Raw genomic sequence first — 14879 nt, forward strand, 5'->3', positions numbered from 1 at the left:
TTTTAAAAAAATAGTATCAAATTTGAGTTAAAATTTGGGTGCGAGGTTTTCGATAAAATCGTATTTTTGTTGAAAATCGAGCGTTCAGTTAGTTAGCTCATTCATTTCTAAATCCTTTCAATTCTCATGAACACCACTCGCCGTGAAGTGCTAAAATTGGCAGGTGCTGCTTTAGCAGGAACTGCATTTCCATCCATCATTATTCCGAACAAAGCGTTTGCTGGTATGAATTCGGAAACACTTAAAGTAGGTCTTATTGGTTGTGGTGGACGTGGCTCGGGAGCTGCCATGCAAGCTTTGAAAGCCGATCCAAACGTTGTTCTTTACGCCCTTGGCGAAATTTTCCCAGAGCGTTTTAATACCTGCCTCGAAGGTCTTCGTAAAGTACACGGCGACAAAGTTCAGGTGGACGAAGGTCGTAAATTTGTAGGTTTTGATGCGTACCAAAAAGTAATCGACTCGGGTGTGGATGTCGTTCTTTTGGCGACGCCACCGCATTTCCGTCCGCTTCACTTGGAAGCTGCTATCAAGGCGGGAAAACATATTTTTTGCGAAAAACCAGTAGCGGTTGATGCCCCTGGTATTCGTAAAGTATTGGAATTGGCAAAATTAGCCAAAGAGAAAAATGTCTCTTTGGTGTCGGGTTTCTGCTGGCGTTTCCACGAGCCAAAACGCGCTGTATTTGGTAAAATCAACGAAGGGGCAATTGGCGAAGTAATGTCTATTTATAACACCTACAACACAGGAGGTGCGTGGTCATTCCCGCGTCAAGAAGGCTGGAACGATTTGCAGTTTCAATTGCGCAACTGGATGTATTACACTTGGTTAGCAGGTGACCACATCGTAGAGCAAGCCGTGCATAGCATCGACATGATGTCGTGGGCAATGGGCGATGTTCTGCCCGTCAGTGCGGTAGGTACAGGTGGCCGCCAAGTGCGCGTTGATCCGTTGTACGGACACATTTATGACCACTTTGCCATTACGTACGATTATCCAAACGGGGCGAAAGGGTTCCACTTCTCGCGTCAGCAAGAAAACTGCGAGCGTAGCTATTTGGTAGAAACCTTTGGTACGAAAGGACGTGCAATGGCCAACTGCTCACGCCCAACGCACAAAATTGAAGGCGCGAATCCTTGGGAATATTCTGGCGCTCAAAACGATATGTACCAAACAGAACACAACGAACTGTTTGCGTCGATTCGTAACAGCAAGCCCATCAACAACGGTGAGTGGATGGCCAACAGTACCATGCTTGCCATTATGGGACGTATGGCGGCTTACACAGGGAAGAAAATTACGTGGGACGAAGCGATTAAGTCGAACGAAGTATTGGCACCAGACATTACAAGCTGGGATATGCCTGCACCAAAGGTAGAAGTAGCTCGCCCAGGTTTTACGCCATTCTTCTAATCACCTCATGCAAAGAAGAGATTTTTTAAAAAACTCCACCATCGCAGCTACGGCTGCGGTGGTGGGGGTAGATCGTGCTGCCCTTGCGGCAAAGCCCGTAGCGCGCCCGTTGGTAAAAAAGAGCCTTAAATACGGCATGGTAACCGAAAAACTTTCGGTACTTGACAAGTTTAAGTTGCTCAAAGACCTAGGATTTGACGGCGTGGAGCTTGATTCTCCCAATGAGTTAGATCCGAAAGAAGTCTTAGAAGCCCGTGACAAAACGGGGTTGTTGCTTCCTGGGGTGGTCAACTCGGTACACTGGAAATCGCCACTTTCGGACGCAGACCCTAAGGTGAGAGAAACCTGCTCGAAATCAATGATTAAATCGTTGAACGACTGTAAGCTCTACGGCGGAACGACGGTATTGTTGGTGCCAGGCGTGGTCAATGCGGGTACAAGCTACCAAGATGCGTACCAACGTGCTCAAAAGGAAATTATCAAGTTAATTCCTGAAGCAGAAAAAACGGGAATAAAAATTGCGCTCGAAAACGTTTGGAACAATTTTCTCATTAGTCCCGTAGAAGCAGCTCGTTTTGTCGATGAAATCAACCACCCACTGGTAGGCTGGTATTTCGACGTGGGCAATATTCTTCGCTACGGTTGGCCTGAGCATTGGATTGAGACGCTCGGAAAGCGCATTATGAAAGTCGATATCAAAGAATTTAGCCGCAAAAAACAACAAGACGAGGGCCTTTGGAAAGGGTTTGACGTGGAGTTGATGGATGGCGATTGCAATTGGCCCGTAGTCAATAAAGCCTTGGCAAAAGTAGGCTATTCGGGCTGGGGCTCGGCCGAAGTTCCTGGCGGTGACCGTAAGCGTTTGCAGGTTATCAGCGAACGCATGGATGCGGTTTTTAATGCTCAATAAATGTCATAACCTCCCGAAAGTTTTGAACTAACCTCCCGAAAGTTTTTAACTTTCGGGAGGTTGATTGGAGGATAAGTACTACAAATACACTTCTGCCTTGTTTTTTCGCTTCAAGATAAGCGCACTTACCAGTGCCACAATCAGCCCCACGGGTAATACCTCGGTATAAGTGATTAGGGTGACGTACAATGGACTTTTGTACATTTCTTTAAATTCCTCCATTTCTTTGGTTTTGGCTGCCAACGCCGCCGTGTCGGTTTGGGCAACTTCTTTGAGCACGTGCTTGATGTAGATGTCGAGGTAATCAGGCACAAACAAATAGTAGTAAAAAAGCCAAACAAAGACATACATCGTTGAGCCAATGAGGGCGATAAAAGCCCCCGTTTTAAACGCTTGACCAAACGAGATATGTCCGCCCAGCTCTTTGTTGCGGTAGTTGCGAACGCCAAAAAAGATAAGCGAAAAAATAAGCACCATGGCCGCATACCCCATGAGCTCGTTGCCGCTGAAATCGGGGTTAGTGTAACACAAGTTGACCATGTAAACCATGTTGGCACATAGAATCGTGCCCAGTACAAGTCCGAAAATGAGAATGTAGCGTTTCATTGTTTTTGAGGGTTTTATTTTCGGCAAAACTAGGTTGAGTACGTGGCTCAGGACTCATACTAAAGTACCAAAATGCGTTTTTAGGCCAAATTCAGACTAAAGTAGGAGCGGATGTTAGGCGATGATATTCAGTCGCTTGGCTTTTTCAATGGCCTGCGTTCGGCTTTTGACGTCCATTTTTACAAATAAATTGGACACGTGCGTTTTGATGGTACTCAGCGACAAAAACAACCGTTCGGCGATTTCGGCGTTGCTGTATCCTTGCGTCAAAAGCTGCAAAACTTCGTATTCGCGCGTACTTAAATTAAGTTTTTGCAGTTCATTTTCATTGATGGCTGATTGACTTGCAACGACCACTTCTTTTTCGATAACGACGGTTTCAACGCTGGGTTTGATAAGTTGTTTGGCCACCCACACACCAAGTAATAAGAAAAAGACCGCAATGAGTCCTACGTAAATGTCAATGGAATTGTCCATGATTAAAAACTTCCATTGTAGCCATTTCAGGGTAAATACCAAAATAGCCATGAGGAAACCGTACAAAGCAAAATGACGTGTTTTAAGAAATAGGTCTTTAAAAAAGCTCATGGCAAAGCGTAAAGGGTTGTTTATTTTTGACGAATGTAGGTTTCGATATTGAGGTGATTGACACCCAGTTTTTCTACTTTTTCGATGCCCGTAATCGTCAACGTATCTCCCGAAATGTCGTATTCAAAGTCAAATTTCCCACCTTCCCACTCCCGTACGTTGAAGTAATCCAAGTATTCGGTGTAGTTTTTTTCGCCAATGGTCACGCGGCCACCCCCTGCGCTGTAGTCGGCGGTAGAGTCTTTGCCGTGTTGGAGGTCGTGGCGCAAAAAAGCAAAGTGCGTTGGACTAATGATTTTAATCATTTCTTGTCCTTTGGTATAATCGGTACGAGTCGTGTCATTGCCTTTGATGGTCGTACCCGACAAAAGTTTCCAAGTCCCAATAATGGGAAACTCAGCAGTTGTTGATTGATTTGGGTCGGGAGAACAGGCAATTAGACTACTAAGTAAGACACAAGCAATGGCGATTTTTTTCATTGAAGATAGGTTTGAGGTTTAAAGTTGCGAAGATAGGTAAAACCAAAGCCTGATAAATGGGATGTTTTGAGTTAATTTTGCAGAAATTTTAATTAAAAAATCATGGCTCCTTTTTGGACAAAAACACTGGTTCGTGACGCACTTATTGCCGTTGGAACGAGCTTGCTTGTCACGGTATTTTGTTTTATTGGCCCAACGATTCACACGCCTTTTCTGGTGGGAATGCTTTCGGCCTTGGGGCTAGGCTGGCTTCAGCCCAAGAAAGGCTGGCTTTTGGCCATTGAACAAACGGTCTTAATTGCGGTGTTTTATTTTGCGTTCAATACGTTCAAAATCATGACTCCACATGATGCCGAAGCGACCCAATTTACCGCTTTATTGCAATTTTTCCCTGCGTTCACTGGAAGCTTTTTAGGAAGTTTTATTCGAAAAATATTCAAATAAACAAAGGCAATTGTTGGGGAGCAGCCTGTTCTACTATCCTGATTATAATCAGTTTATCGGAAAAAGAATCGTAAAAAGTGCAACATTTTTTTTAATTTAGGCGTTAGCTTTTTTGTGAAATAGAAATGTGAATCTCGAAAATGGAGTTTATGAAGTCATTACATGCCCGCCTATTTGGTTTTTTATTCGTACTTTCTTCCCTTACAGTCGCCGCCAAACCTCGCTTAACCACCTACAGTTCGTTGGTAACCATTTACCAAGAACTCAGCTTGGACGAAGCAGGACTTAGCCACAGTGTTTTTGACTATGCCATTCGCGGAGTTCAGAAAGTCAACCCCGCCAAAGCCATTCTGGCCATTGTGGATTTGAGCCAACCTTCGGTGAATAAGCGTTTGTACGTCATTGATTTGCTCAAACGTAAGCTTCTTTTTCGTACTTACGTGGCACATGGGCGCAATTCGGGAGATTTGTTTGCTCAAAAATTTTCTAATGAAGTCTCATCACTCCAATCGAGTTTAGGTTTTTACCAAACCTTGGGGACATACCAAGGCAAACACGGCTTATCGCTGAAACTCAAAGGGCTTGAAAATGGCTTTAACACCAACGCCCTCGACCGTGCGGTGGTTATGCACGGCGCCGATTACGTAAGTGAGGATTTTATTCGTAAAATTGGTCGTTTAGGGCGTAGTTTTGGCTGCCCAGCCGTGCCGTATGGCGTTCATAAAGACATCATCGAAACGCTCAAAAACGGGGCTTGCCTGTTTGTTTTTTCTCCCAATCAGAACTATTTGAAAAAGTCAACTTTTTTGCTGTGATCCCAGCGCCTAGTTGCTAGACGCAAAAAACGACTTAGATTTTATCTTTTTCAATGGCTTTTGAGGCGGAATTGGTCAACGCATGAACGCCCATCAATAAGGCTCCAAAGCGTTCGTCTTTGCTAAATCCTTGTTTCCAGCGGGCATAAATCTGCTGAATGACAACGGTATTTTTGAACAAGCCAAACACATAGTAATACAAAATATTCGACAAATCGCGGCCGCTTTTTTCGGCGTAGCGGTCGGCAAATTCTTGGCGCGTTAGGTTACCAGGAAGCCACGTTAGGTTAAAACTTTTCTCAAAAGGGCCATCGGTCGCCTGTGCCCAGTAAGAAAGCGAGGTGCCTACGTCCATGAGTGGGTCGCCGACGGTGGTCATTTCCCAATCCAATACCGCCAAAATTTCGTTTAAATTCTGGGCATTTAGCACGACGTTATCGTACTTATAATCGTTGTGAATAAGGGTAGGGGGATTTTCAGCGGGAAGGTTTTCTACCAACCACTGATACACTTGCTCAAAAGCAGGCACCTCGTCGGTTTGGGCGTTTTGATACCGACGATACCAGCCTTCTACTTGGCGCTGTACGTATCCTTCAGGTTTTCCAAGTTGAATCAAGCCCGTTTGCTGAATGTCTAAGCCGTGTAAAACCACCAAATTGTCCACCAATGCCTCCGAAAGTTGCCGCATGGTTGCTTCGCTCAAACCCAATTTGGGGGCAGAATGCGCCCTTAAAATTACACCTTGAACGCGCTCCATGACGTAAAATGGGCAATCGAGGACACTTTCATCGTCACAAAAAACAATAGGCGTAGGGATTTTGGTGTACCCTGCCGCGTGCAGCATTGATAACACCCGAAACTCCCGCCCCATGTCATGCCCTCCTTTGATATTTTTAGCCCCAAATGGTGGGCGTCGCAGCACGAATTCTTTCCCTGTATCGGTTTTTAGGAAATAGGTCAAGTTGGAATAGCCTCCAGGAAACTGACTTACTTCCGTAACCGTCCCGATTGCGGGTACTTGCGCCCCAAAATAGGCATTGAGGTGGGATAAGTCAAGCTGCTCGCCTTCCCGTACTGAGGTTGGAGTATCGTTTTTGATGCTGGACATTAGGTAGCTGATTGTTGGAATGAATGTTTATTTTTGGGATGAGCTCTCAGTGTAAACTTGCCCTTTGCGTATTTGCCCCTTGCTCATTTGTTTTTTTAAACTTTCGCGCCAAAGGACAAGTCGCCAGCATCACCCAAACCTGGCACGATGTAATAATGAGGGTCAAGTTTTTCGTCGATAGCACCAATCCAAAGACGACATTCTGGCATGCGGCTTTGCAGGTATTTTACCCCTTCGGGACTGGCAATGACGGCGGCAATGTGCGTTTGGGCAGGAATCCCAAACCGAAGGAGCGCATGATATACCTTTTCAATCGACCGACCTGTGGCCAGCATGGGATCCATCAGAATGAGCGTACGGTCTTGTAAATCAGGGGCGGTAATGTAGTCCATTTCTACTTGAAAATCCTCTTCCCCAATGTGGTGGCCTCGGTACGCGCCAATGAACGCATTGTCGGCTTGATCAAAAATATTGAGAAAGCCTTGGTGAAACGGCAGACTTGCCCGTAAAATAGTGGCCAAAACGGGCGCTTGTCGCAACAGCCTAGTTTGAGCGATACCGAGGGGCGTAGTCACTTGAGCTTGACGGTATGGCAACGATTTAGAGATTTCATACGCCAAAAGTTCCCCCATTCGCTCAAGATTGCGTCGAAACTTCATGCGGTCTTGTTGAACGTCAACGTCACGAAGTTCGGCTAAAAAATGGTTGGCTACGGAGGGTTGTTGGGTCAAAACAAACATGAGTAAGTAGGTGGTTTGGTTTTAGGGCACTACATTTGCCGCGACGATAATACAAAGACATTCATAGAAAACCAAGTACCCGTTGTAACAAAAAACAATGGAGTTTTGGGGATAGTAAAAGTTGAAAATTTTGGGGATGAAAAAACTTATTTTTTTGCTTCTGGCAGGGGTGTTTGTCTTGTTGCTGGGCTGCAATCAGGCACCAAAACAGTCACATGCCGCAGGATTTGCGTTGACATTTGACGACCGTTATGTAGAAGAATGGACGCGACTTCGGCCATTGCTAAAAAAATACGGTGCTAAGGCGACGTTTTACGTGACTCAGTTTGACAGTTTGAGCCCCAACGACGTTCGTCTATTGCACGAATTAGAGAGCGACGGACACGAAATTGGAGCGCATGGTGCAGCCCATATCCGAGTATTGGATTGGATTAGAGGGGGAGGAGCTTTGGATGATTTTTACAAATTTGAAATAGAAGGCGAATTAAATGGAATGCGCAAAGCAGGTTTTCGGCCCGTTACGTTTGCGCACGTGGGGGGGCAACAAACGTGGTGGACCGACCGACGACTCTTGCGTGATTATTTTAAACTCTTACGCGATGTTTCGATGACCGAGCGACATTTGCCTTTTATCACGATTCGTCAGCCAATTTTTGCCATCGACGATATTTATTATCAGTTTGATGGCTCACAAAAGGTTCACGCGTTGCTGATTGATCAATACACCCACCTGACTCGTTCACAATTGAAAGATGGCCTGATTCGGGCTAAAAACACCCATTCTGTGCTCATGTTGTTGGGGCATCGTCCACTGTTTACGCCTTCGGAAGAACCCTACGCTTTTTCTGTACAATTGTTAGAAGAGTTTTTGCAAGACGCCCAACGCATGGGTCTTAAATCCTACACGATGCTTGAATTGGTCACGGCCAAATAGCGGGTGCGTTTGGGAAGGCCAAAAAACAAAAACGCCCCAAAACTTGTGGTTTTGAGGCGTTACGTTTCGCGCTGCGATTGTGACCCGTAGGGGAATCGAACCCCTGTTTCAACCGTGAAAGGGTCGTGTCCTAACCGCTAGACGAACGGGCCGACTGGTCTCATTGTTCGCTGCGTTTGTGAAACGTGGTGCAAAGGTACGATTATATTTTACACAAAAAACATTTGCACCAAAAATATTTTTATTTTTTTGAAAGTACTCGAAAACAAAAACGCCCCAAAACTTGTAGTTTTGAGGCGTTACGTTTCGCGCTGCGATTGTGACCCGTAGGGGAATCGAACCCCTGTTTCAACCGTGAAAGGGTCGTGTCCTAACCGCTAGACGAACGGGCCGACTGGTCTCATTGTTCGCTGCGTTTGTGAAACGTGGTGCAAAGGTACGCCGATTTTTGACACTGTCAACAGTTAGATTATTATTTTTTTGGAAATAATTTTTTAATCACTGACAATCAGTAGATTTGGGTCAAGAAAAAAAGTAGAACGTGAAGCATCTTTTAAAGGAAATCCCATTTAGGGTATCAGGAAGTCTTTGGATAGAAAGTGATGAGCAGCGATTTTTAGGGCCAGGTAGGGTAGAGTTGTTGGAGCGCATTGCCGAGACGGGTTCTATCAACCAAGCTGCCAAGCAAATGGGGATGTCGTATAAAAAAGCGTGGGAGATGGTCAATTCTTTAAATGCGCAAGCCCAAAAACCATTGGTAGTTACCCAAACAGGCGGGGAGAAGGGTGGCGGGACGACAGTGACGGAGGAAGCGTGGGTGTTAATCGCAGCTTATCGTCAAATTCGGGAGCGGTTTCAGCGTTTTTTAGAGGAAGAAAGTCAATTTTTAAGGGAATAATTTCAGTAAGAGTTGACACTTATCAAAAAATAAAATACTTTTGCTGCCACTTTTAGCGGAAGCTAACGGTAAAGTTTCGGGATATGGCGCAGTCCGGTAGCGTACTTGTCTGGGGGGCAAGGGGTCGTGGGTTCAAATCCCGCTATCCCGACAACTGAAAATCAAGCACTTACGATTAAAAAACGTAAGTGCTTTTTTATTGGTTTAAATATAGTTTAAACATTTTTCTTCTGGTTTAAACTGATGCCTGGGTAATAAATAACCAAAATCAACCAACTGCTTCATTTTAATTGGCCAACGCATCTAGGGAAAGTTGACTATTGTCTGAGAAAATTTGGGACTGGGCTAGGTAAAATTGTTAATTGGGACAAATTAGGCAAATACCTATGCAAAAAAGCACGGACATTACGCTGTCCGTGCTTTTTTGTTAATCTAGTAGCCAATCTGCCTTCTTTTTTTGCCACCAATACACTACTCCTACTAATCCGAACAGTGTTAAGAGAATAAAAAACCAAGTTGACCAATTGGAGTCTGAAGGCTTTGAAGGAGCCGGTGCTTGAAAAGGCTTGGCGCTCAGCAAAAAACTATATTCTTGCTGAATCTGCGGAAATGAAGTTTGAGGAATCATTGTCTTTGAGGAATAAAGCTGTTAATTAAAATTGTAAAAATGTCCATTACCTGCTCAATGCGCAGTGTTTTTAAAGCACCCTCAGGAGTACGATAATTAAAAATTTGCCCTGCATAGCTTTCAAAAAGTTGAAGCATAATTGGGTCTTCTTCGTAAAAACTCAGTTGGGTTTTGTGCATGTCCAAGTCCGTTTCCAATGAAAACACCTCCTTCTCAAGCAATTGAATGTTTTCATTGGCATTTTTTAACTGGCTACTGTCTTCAACCTCCTGAGTATGTCGCAATGAGATGAGGGTTTCGACATACTCACTAAGTGTTAGACCACATTGATGCGCCTCCTGAGCAAGTTCAATTTTGGTTAAAGGTTCACACTTAAAACCTACTGTCACTTTGTTTCGAGCGTTTTCAAGTCCTTCCAACTGTAAAGCTCTACCTTGATTTTGATGAAATATCATTTTATTTTTATTTAGATTTGCTTCAAAACTAATTAACCCCAATCGCTCCACTGTGGATTAAGCAGGGTTAATACGAGTTGTTAGGTGTTAATTGAAATTAACCTCGTTTTTTATCACATAACCCTCCTCAACAACGTCATCTCCACTAAACCATTTTTTAGGGTTTTCTCATAGCCTAATTTGTATGTCACGTAATTTATCGCCCCTTCTTATCATTGATCAAGCTAATCCAGAGCACTTTGTCAGTACCTACTCTGAATCATTTGCAGACTTTAACATTTGGGAACGTAAACATATTCAAGAGTGGATACGAAAAGAACCACGCATACTAGGAGAAGAATTATTTATAGTAACTATTGAATTTGATAGGTTTAAAGAGTCATCAGACCGACTAGATGTCTTGGCACTGGATAAAAAAGGAAATTTGGTAGTTGTCGAACTAAAGAGAGACGAATTTGCGGGCTATGCCGACCTCCAAGCCCTCCGATATGCTGCAATGGTATCTTCAATGACTCTTGAAAACCTAATCCATTATGTAGTGGACTATCGGCGAAAGTATTATCAAGAATATGACTATAATTCTGATCGAGCTCTTGAAGAATTAAAAGAATTTGTGGAAAAGGACGACTTTAGTGAACTTTCTAACCGACCACGTATTATTCTGTGCTCTGAAAACTTTTCTTCAGAACTTACAACGACAGTTTTATGGCTTAACAAATGTAGCTTAGACATTACCTGCGTTAGAATTAGGCCCCACCGAGTTGGTGATAAAATTGTAGTCGTACCTAGCGTTATTATTCCCGTCCCCGAAGCCAAACAGTACTAAATCGAGGTGCAACGCAAAGAGGAAGCCAAACAAGATAGTTCGGCCCGTACCAAACGGCCTACTACCATAAAAATTTTGCTTGACAGCGGTAAGCTGAAAGCCAACGACCGTTTGATAATGGCAGGCTACTTACCTGATTATGTAAAAGCAAAGTACAATGAACTTGACTCCTATTTTCAAGCAGAAATTACAGGCAAGCAGGGAAAGGCAAATGCAGTCAAGTGGCTACACGACGGGAATGAGTACTCTATATCAAATCTAACTCAAATTATACTCACAGCCCTACATCCTGAAAATCAAAGTCCAACTGCAACCGCAGGAGGAAGCTATTGGAAACTATTGGGAACGTTTCAAACCCTCTACGAATGGGCAGACGAAGTATGGAACGAACAAAATCAATAATTCAGTCGATTAACTTACTACGACATTCTTTTATAATTCAACGAATACATTGCTCCTAGAAGCGTATCAAATAACTATTAATCAAAAAACTAAATCTAATTTGCTCAAAAATGAAACCCAACAAACCTAACACATATTACCAGCCAAACGAAATAGATTCAGGATTCATTAACAGTCAACTATCATATTTTAAAAATGAATACCCACAAGACGTTTTAACTCTTTTTAAAGGCTCCCTAATGACGCTCTTAATTCAAAAGGAAATTGTAACAATTGCTTTTTCAGAGGAAAATGCTTCGATAATTGAACAATTAGATAAAGAAAATACTGCTGATTTAGCAGCTATGGCATTTTTTAGATATTGGTATGAGGGAGGAAAATTAGATCGGAAACCGTACATAACTCATTTTAGTGAATCTTGTGTAGTAAACAAAGACGAGGAAATCTTCGGGTTTGACAGTTTCGATCTCTATTTCGCTCTTCGGCTTAATCTTACGGATTTGATGCAAGTGTTTTCATTTTTAGATTTTCAACTTGATAGAAATTTTGGGGGAGATTTTACACAATTCAAAGCGTATCTGGAACAATTAATAAGAAAATACAAACCTGTATTTTTGAAACCACTTATCATTGAATCTGTCGAAAGTTGGCTAACTCAGGACAGAAAGCCCCTTCCAGATAAGACGATAACAAAAGTATCTGCTGAAAATGACTCCTTCAGTAAAAAATTAGAAATAGGATTGCCCAAATTAAAGCCTAGAGATAAAAACGATGGTATCACAAGTCTAACCATAAACCAAACAGCTTTACTATTCAGCTTACTTAGAGAGCATAAGGTAATTTTTAAAGACGAAAGTTATCAGTCGAAAGAAAATATCTATAAAGCAATACAAGTACTCACTGGTTACAATAGGCAAAATATAAAAACTGCAATGCTCGATGACAAATTTTCTGAATCAGACAAAGAGGTAGTCCAAAATTTAATCAATAAATTAACTTTTTGATTTTCAAGAATTTACACACAAAAAAAGGCTACAAATTTAAAAAGTAGCCCTACAAATCGACAAATAACCCCAAAAAACCCTAAAAACTTTGTGACGCTCGATTGGGAAAATGCCATTTAACTTAACCCCCTAATTGAACGTTATAATGATAGCTCACTTTGTTTTATTAACAGCTCAAGAACTCACAGAACTGATTGTAAAGTCAGTCAGAGAAGCGCTTGTGGAACAACAACTTCCTACAACGTCGCCCTCCAAACCTCTCACTATTGATGAGGCAGCCGCTTATCTGAGGCTCCCAAAAGCCACCCTCTACCAAATGACCTCCGCTCGTGAAATTCCCCACCAAAAACTGGGAAAACGACTGGTTTTCTTAAAAGAAGAACTGGATGATTGGATTGCTTCCAAACGACAAAAAACTCGCTCCGAAATCGAACGTGATGACATTTGCCACTCCTCTAAACAGCGACACAAATGAACCGTTCAGACTTCACATCCCCTAACGTACTCATGTTAAACCAATGCATTGAGGACTCCAAACATGTTGATTATAAACTCAACTCCTCTATTGTTTGGAAACGACAGATGCACGTTAATGAAATTATTTTTCAATGAAATTCACCTTTTAACAACACTAGAAGCGAGAAAGACTTACTGATAGATATTCTCGTTTCTAACGTTTCAAAGCACAGTCAAATGGAAACAAAAAAGCACAAACCTGCCACCCGAATTGAACTAGCCAAACGATACGGTGTCAGCCTAGAAACCCTCAAAAAATGGCTATCCAAAATACCCGAACTTGATATTCAGGTGAATGCACGAGTATTAACTCCCAAACAAGTTAGTGTGATTATTGAACACCTCGGTGAACCCTTTGAGGATTGATAAATCACTCACCAAAACTTGAATTAATTCAAATTAACCCTGATTAACCCAATACACGGCCCATCAGGGTTAATTTGATTATAACAGGCCTTATTTCTCTACACCTTGGCCTCTACTTTTTTGTTTTGATACCAATTTAACCAATCAATGTGCTCTCCCATAAAAAGACGATACAGACTTTTGGCCGCTTCTTGAAGTTGGGCGGGGTCTTGACTTTCTTCAATTTTGACCCGAACGTTTTCGTACCGTTCATGGACTTTCTGCGAAATACGGATATTCCGTTTCCATTCGCTGAAGTAGTATATTCCTTCTAAGGCAGCATACAGGGGTGGCAAAAAAATCACCAAAAACTTGGTAGCTTTGAGCAAGTACAGGTGCTCGTGAATAAAAGGCGAATGGGTGTATTCCATCCATTCAAAGGCATATTTGGCCACTACCACTCCTCCAAAAACGTACAAAATCACCTTTAGCCAAAACTCCAAACGGTGTTCTTTTTCTTCGTACCCTTCAATCCGAATCTCGGTATGGTACTTTTGCTGGCTGTTGATAAAAGTAATGAGTGACTGTTTGATTTCGAAAAGGTTATAGACATGGGTAGGAACAGGTACGTAGCTTTTTTCTAATTCACGTAGTTCGCTCGGGATTTTAAAGTGGATTTTATCGGTGGCCCTCATTCCTTCTTTATAATTGAGCGGTGTGGTAATGAGCGGCAGGCCATTTTCGGTAAACAACGTACGCACTCGAAGGTACTCCGCCCAGTGACGGTGCTGGAGAAAACGTAGTTTGGCCCGTGATGCCGAATAGCCCAATAAAACAAAAGAACCCGCGACGAGCAGTACCTCTGCCGTGGGAAGCACTACCCCCGCCCACAGAGGAGGAAGGTACGCATGAAAGGCTACCAACGTGGAAAAGAGAATGACTGCTATTAAGCCACAGCCAATTCCTGCCAGCCAATTGCGAAGAATAAAATGATTTTTGAAGCGAATGGCTTGGGTATCGTAATACTCCAATGCCTCAATAAAGGTGCGAAACTTCATTTCGATAAGTATTAAAAGTGATACCAGTTCTCATCTCTTAACTCCACTACCAACCATTTTTGATTCTCTTGTAGTACACCTGCCTCGGCGAGAGGCCGCAGGGCGGCGTAGCCCTCTTGGCGCATGGCTTTGATGCTCTCTTTGATGGCGGGGGCTTGCTCGGCAGGGTATTGATTTTCTTGGAGCAGGTATTTGACAATCCTTGTTACATCGTGGGTATTCATAGCAAAATAAAAAGTAAAAGCTACGATTTGCCCCTGAGTAGCTTGCCAAAGCTCGGCAAAGAGCGTACGGCTCTCCAAAAAGTGAGTAAGGGCTTCCCCGATTTGGTTTTGTTTCAAATAAAAAGTACCCGAACGAGCAAGCGAAATTGCCAGCCCGTTTTTGTAGGAGAGGTTCTCCGGGCTGCTTTCATAAATCTCTTTAAAAATGCGTAATTGTTCTTGATAATTGACGAGCGCGTTCTTCCAATCGCCCGTGGCTTCGTAAATGCCGCCCAATTTAGAATAGGAAATTGCCAGCCCGTTTTTGTAGGAGAGGTTCTCCGGGCTGCTTTCATAAATCTCTTTAAAAATGCGTAATTGTTCTTGATAATTGACGAGCGCGTTCTTCCAATCGCCCGTGGCTTCGTAAATGCCGCCCAATTTAGAATAGGAAATTGCCAGCCCGTTTTTGTAGGAGAGGTTCTCCGGGCTGCTTTCATAAATCTCTTT

The 14879-nt window shown here is 43.0% G+C and carries 19 protein-coding genes and 3 tRNA genes; 12 read left to right on the forward strand and 10 right to left on the reverse strand.

Annotated elements, in window-relative coordinates; all coding sequences use genetic code 11:
- Window positions 1-126: 126 nt before the first annotated feature.
- Together FHS57_RS04725 and FHS57_RS04730 are read left to right on the forward strand one after the other, a co-directional pair.
- A complete protein-coding gene (locus FHS57_RS04725; RefSeq protein ID WP_183971716.1) occupies window positions 127-1410 on the forward strand; it encodes a Gfo/Idh/MocA family protein in 1284 nt (427 codons plus the stop codon).
- Window positions 1411-1417: 7 nt separating this feature from the next.
- Entirely contained in the window at window positions 1418-2320 is a 903-nt protein-coding gene (locus FHS57_RS04730; protein ID WP_183971717.1) for a sugar phosphate isomerase/epimerase family protein, read from the forward strand.
- Window positions 2321-2398: 78 nt separating this feature from the next.
- Here FHS57_RS04730 and FHS57_RS04735 read toward each other — a convergent pair whose 3' ends face one another.
- The 3 genes from FHS57_RS04735 to FHS57_RS04745 form a co-directional block, all read right to left on the reverse strand.
- The gene (locus tag FHS57_RS04735) at window positions 2399-2926 is read right to left on the reverse strand and encodes a DUF4199 domain-containing protein (RefSeq protein ID WP_183971718.1); all 528 of its coding nucleotides are present in this window, start codon (window positions 2924-2926) and stop codon (window positions 2399-2401) included.
- Window positions 2927-3040: 114 nt separating this feature from the next.
- Entirely contained in the window at window positions 3041-3514 is a 474-nt protein-coding gene (locus tag FHS57_RS04740; protein WP_183971719.1) for a response regulator transcription factor, read from the reverse strand.
- A gap of 20 nt (window positions 3515-3534) precedes the next feature.
- A complete protein-coding gene (locus tag FHS57_RS04745) occupies window positions 3535-3993 on the reverse strand; it encodes a hypothetical protein (RefSeq protein WP_183971720.1) in 459 nt (152 codons plus the stop codon).
- A gap of 102 nt (window positions 3994-4095) precedes the next feature.
- On the opposite strand from FHS57_RS04745, the gene FHS57_RS04750 reads away from it, so the two are divergent.
- On the forward strand, window positions 4096-4437 hold the full coding sequence (locus tag FHS57_RS04750) for a hypothetical protein (protein ID WP_183971721.1): 342 nt from the start codon (window positions 4096-4098) through the stop codon (window positions 4435-4437).
- Window positions 4438-4586: 149 nt separating this feature from the next.
- Complete coding sequence (locus FHS57_RS04755; RefSeq protein WP_229601252.1) at window positions 4587-5252, forward strand: murein L,D-transpeptidase catalytic domain family protein; 666 nt, start codon at window positions 4587-4589, stop codon at window positions 5250-5252.
- A 34-nt stretch (window positions 5253-5286) separates the two neighbouring features.
- Here the strand turns inward: FHS57_RS04755 and FHS57_RS04760 are convergent, their stop codons facing one another.
- Both FHS57_RS04760 and upp read right to left on the reverse strand, forming a co-directional pair.
- On the reverse strand, window positions 5287-6360 hold the full coding sequence (locus FHS57_RS04760) for a phosphotransferase family protein (RefSeq protein WP_183971723.1): 1074 nt from the start codon (window positions 6358-6360) through the stop codon (window positions 5287-5289).
- A 95-nt stretch (window positions 6361-6455) separates the two neighbouring features.
- Window positions 6456-7100, reverse strand: a complete 645-nt coding sequence (gene upp / locus FHS57_RS04765) for a uracil phosphoribosyltransferase (protein ID WP_183971724.1) — start codon at window positions 7098-7100, stop codon at window positions 6456-6458.
- Window positions 7101-7236: 136 nt separating this feature from the next.
- Here upp and FHS57_RS04770 point away from each other — a divergent pair, with 136 nt between their 5' ends.
- Window positions 7237-8034, forward strand: a complete 798-nt coding sequence (locus FHS57_RS04770) for a polysaccharide deacetylase family protein (RefSeq protein ID WP_183971725.1) — start codon at window positions 7237-7239, stop codon at window positions 8032-8034.
- Between the two features lie 80 nt (window positions 8035-8114).
- Here FHS57_RS04770 and FHS57_RS04775 read toward each other — a convergent pair.
- Window positions 8115-8186, reverse strand: a tRNA-Glu gene (locus tag FHS57_RS04775).
- Between the two features lie 168 nt (window positions 8187-8354).
- A tRNA-Glu gene (locus FHS57_RS04780) sits at window positions 8355-8426 on the reverse strand.
- A gap of 149 nt (window positions 8427-8575) precedes the next feature.
- Between FHS57_RS04780 and FHS57_RS04785 the strand changes: the two genes are divergently transcribed.
- Complete coding sequence (locus tag FHS57_RS04785) at window positions 8576-8932, forward strand: winged helix-turn-helix domain-containing protein (protein WP_310586967.1); 357 nt, start codon at window positions 8576-8578, stop codon at window positions 8930-8932.
- 77 nt (window positions 8933-9009) lie between these two features.
- A tRNA-Pro gene (locus tag FHS57_RS04790) sits at window positions 9010-9083 on the forward strand.
- A gap of 473 nt (window positions 9084-9556) precedes the next feature.
- On the opposite strand, the gene FHS57_RS04800 is transcribed toward FHS57_RS04790, so the two are convergent.
- Window positions 9557-10066, reverse strand: a complete 510-nt coding sequence (locus tag FHS57_RS04800; RefSeq protein ID WP_183971727.1) for a hypothetical protein — start codon at window positions 10064-10066, stop codon at window positions 9557-9559.
- A gap of 133 nt (window positions 10067-10199) precedes the next feature.
- On the opposite strand from FHS57_RS04800, the gene FHS57_RS04805 reads away from it, so the two are divergent.
- The 5 genes from FHS57_RS04805 to FHS57_RS04825 all read left to right on the forward strand — a co-directional run bounded on the left by FHS57_RS04805 (window position 10200) and on the right by FHS57_RS04825 (window position 13129).
- The gene (locus FHS57_RS04805) at window positions 10200-10841 is read left to right on the forward strand and encodes a PDDEXK family nuclease (RefSeq protein ID WP_183971728.1); all 642 of its coding nucleotides are present in this window, start codon (window positions 10200-10202) and stop codon (window positions 10839-10841) included.
- A 6-nt stretch (window positions 10842-10847) separates the two neighbouring features.
- Window positions 10848-11243 (forward strand): hypothetical protein, encoded by a 396-nt coding sequence (locus tag FHS57_RS04810; RefSeq protein WP_183971729.1) that lies wholly within the window; start codon window positions 10848-10850, stop codon window positions 11241-11243.
- Between the two features lie 110 nt (window positions 11244-11353).
- Window positions 11354-12247: a hypothetical protein gene (locus FHS57_RS04815; protein WP_183971730.1), complete on the forward strand. Its 894-nt coding sequence runs from the start codon at window positions 11354-11356 to the stop codon at window positions 12245-12247.
- Window positions 12248-12392: 145 nt separating this feature from the next.
- The gene (locus FHS57_RS04820; protein ID WP_183971731.1) at window positions 12393-12722 is read left to right on the forward strand and encodes a helix-turn-helix domain-containing protein; all 330 of its coding nucleotides are present in this window, start codon (window positions 12393-12395) and stop codon (window positions 12720-12722) included.
- A gap of 218 nt (window positions 12723-12940) precedes the next feature.
- Window positions 12941-13129, forward strand: coding sequence for a hypothetical protein (locus tag FHS57_RS04825; RefSeq protein WP_183971732.1), 189 nt, complete (start codon window positions 12941-12943; stop codon window positions 13127-13129).
- Window positions 13130-13227: 98 nt separating this feature from the next.
- Here FHS57_RS04825 and FHS57_RS04830 read toward each other — a convergent pair whose 3' ends face one another.
- Together FHS57_RS04830 and FHS57_RS04835 are read right to left on the reverse strand one after the other, a co-directional pair.
- Window positions 13228-14166, reverse strand: a complete 939-nt coding sequence (locus tag FHS57_RS04830; protein WP_183971733.1) for a hypothetical protein — start codon at window positions 14164-14166, stop codon at window positions 13228-13230.
- A gap of 11 nt (window positions 14167-14177) precedes the next feature.
- Window positions 14178-14879: tetratricopeptide repeat protein (locus tag FHS57_RS04835; protein WP_183971734.1), on the reverse strand; the 702-nt coding region annotated here is incomplete at its 5' end.

Source organism: Runella defluvii, assembly GCF_014195535.1.
GTDB classification, from domain to species: domain Bacteria; phylum Bacteroidota; class Bacteroidia; order Cytophagales; family Spirosomataceae; genus Runella; species Runella defluvii.

Coding starts and splice junctions, on each gene's coding strand:
- FHS57_RS04725 (WP_183971716.1), top strand. CDS start 127: ATGAACACCACTCGCCGTGAAGTGCTAAAATTGGCAGGTGCTGCTTTA.
- FHS57_RS04730 (WP_183971717.1), top strand. CDS start 1,418: ATGCAAAGAAGAGATTTTTTAAAAAACTCCACCATCGCAGCTACGGCT.
- FHS57_RS04735 (WP_183971718.1), bottom strand. CDS start 2,926: ATGAAACGCTACATTCTCATTTTCGGACTTGTACTGGGCACGATTCTA.
- FHS57_RS04740 (WP_183971719.1), bottom strand. CDS start 3,514: ATGAGCTTTTTTAAAGACCTATTTCTTAAAACACGTCATTTTGCTTTG.
- FHS57_RS04745 (WP_183971720.1), bottom strand. CDS start 3,993: ATGAAAAAAATCGCCATTGCTTGTGTCTTACTTAGTAGTCTAATTGCC.
- FHS57_RS04750 (WP_183971721.1), top strand. CDS start 4,096: ATGGCTCCTTTTTGGACAAAAACACTGGTTCGTGACGCACTTATTGCC.
- FHS57_RS04755 (WP_229601252.1), top strand. CDS start 4,587: ATGAAGTCATTACATGCCCGCCTATTTGGTTTTTTATTCGTACTTTCT.
- FHS57_RS04760 (WP_183971723.1), bottom strand. CDS start 6,360: ATGTCCAGCATCAAAAACGATACTCCAACCTCAGTACGGGAAGGCGAG.
- upp (WP_183971724.1), bottom strand. CDS start 7,100: ATGTTTGTTTTGACCCAACAACCCTCCGTAGCCAACCATTTTTTAGCC.
- FHS57_RS04770 (WP_183971725.1), top strand. CDS start 7,237: ATGAAAAAACTTATTTTTTTGCTTCTGGCAGGGGTGTTTGTCTTGTTG.
- FHS57_RS04805 (WP_183971728.1), top strand. CDS start 10,200: ATGTCACGTAATTTATCGCCCCTTCTTATCATTGATCAAGCTAATCCA.
- FHS57_RS04815 (WP_183971730.1), top strand. CDS start 11,354: ATGAAACCCAACAAACCTAACACATATTACCAGCCAAACGAAATAGAT.
- FHS57_RS04820 (WP_183971731.1), top strand. CDS start 12,393: ATGATAGCTCACTTTGTTTTATTAACAGCTCAAGAACTCACAGAACTG.
- FHS57_RS04825 (WP_183971732.1), top strand. CDS start 12,941: ATGGAAACAAAAAAGCACAAACCTGCCACCCGAATTGAACTAGCCAAA.
- FHS57_RS04830 (WP_183971733.1), bottom strand. CDS start 14,166: ATGAAGTTTCGCACCTTTATTGAGGCATTGGAGTATTACGATACCCAA.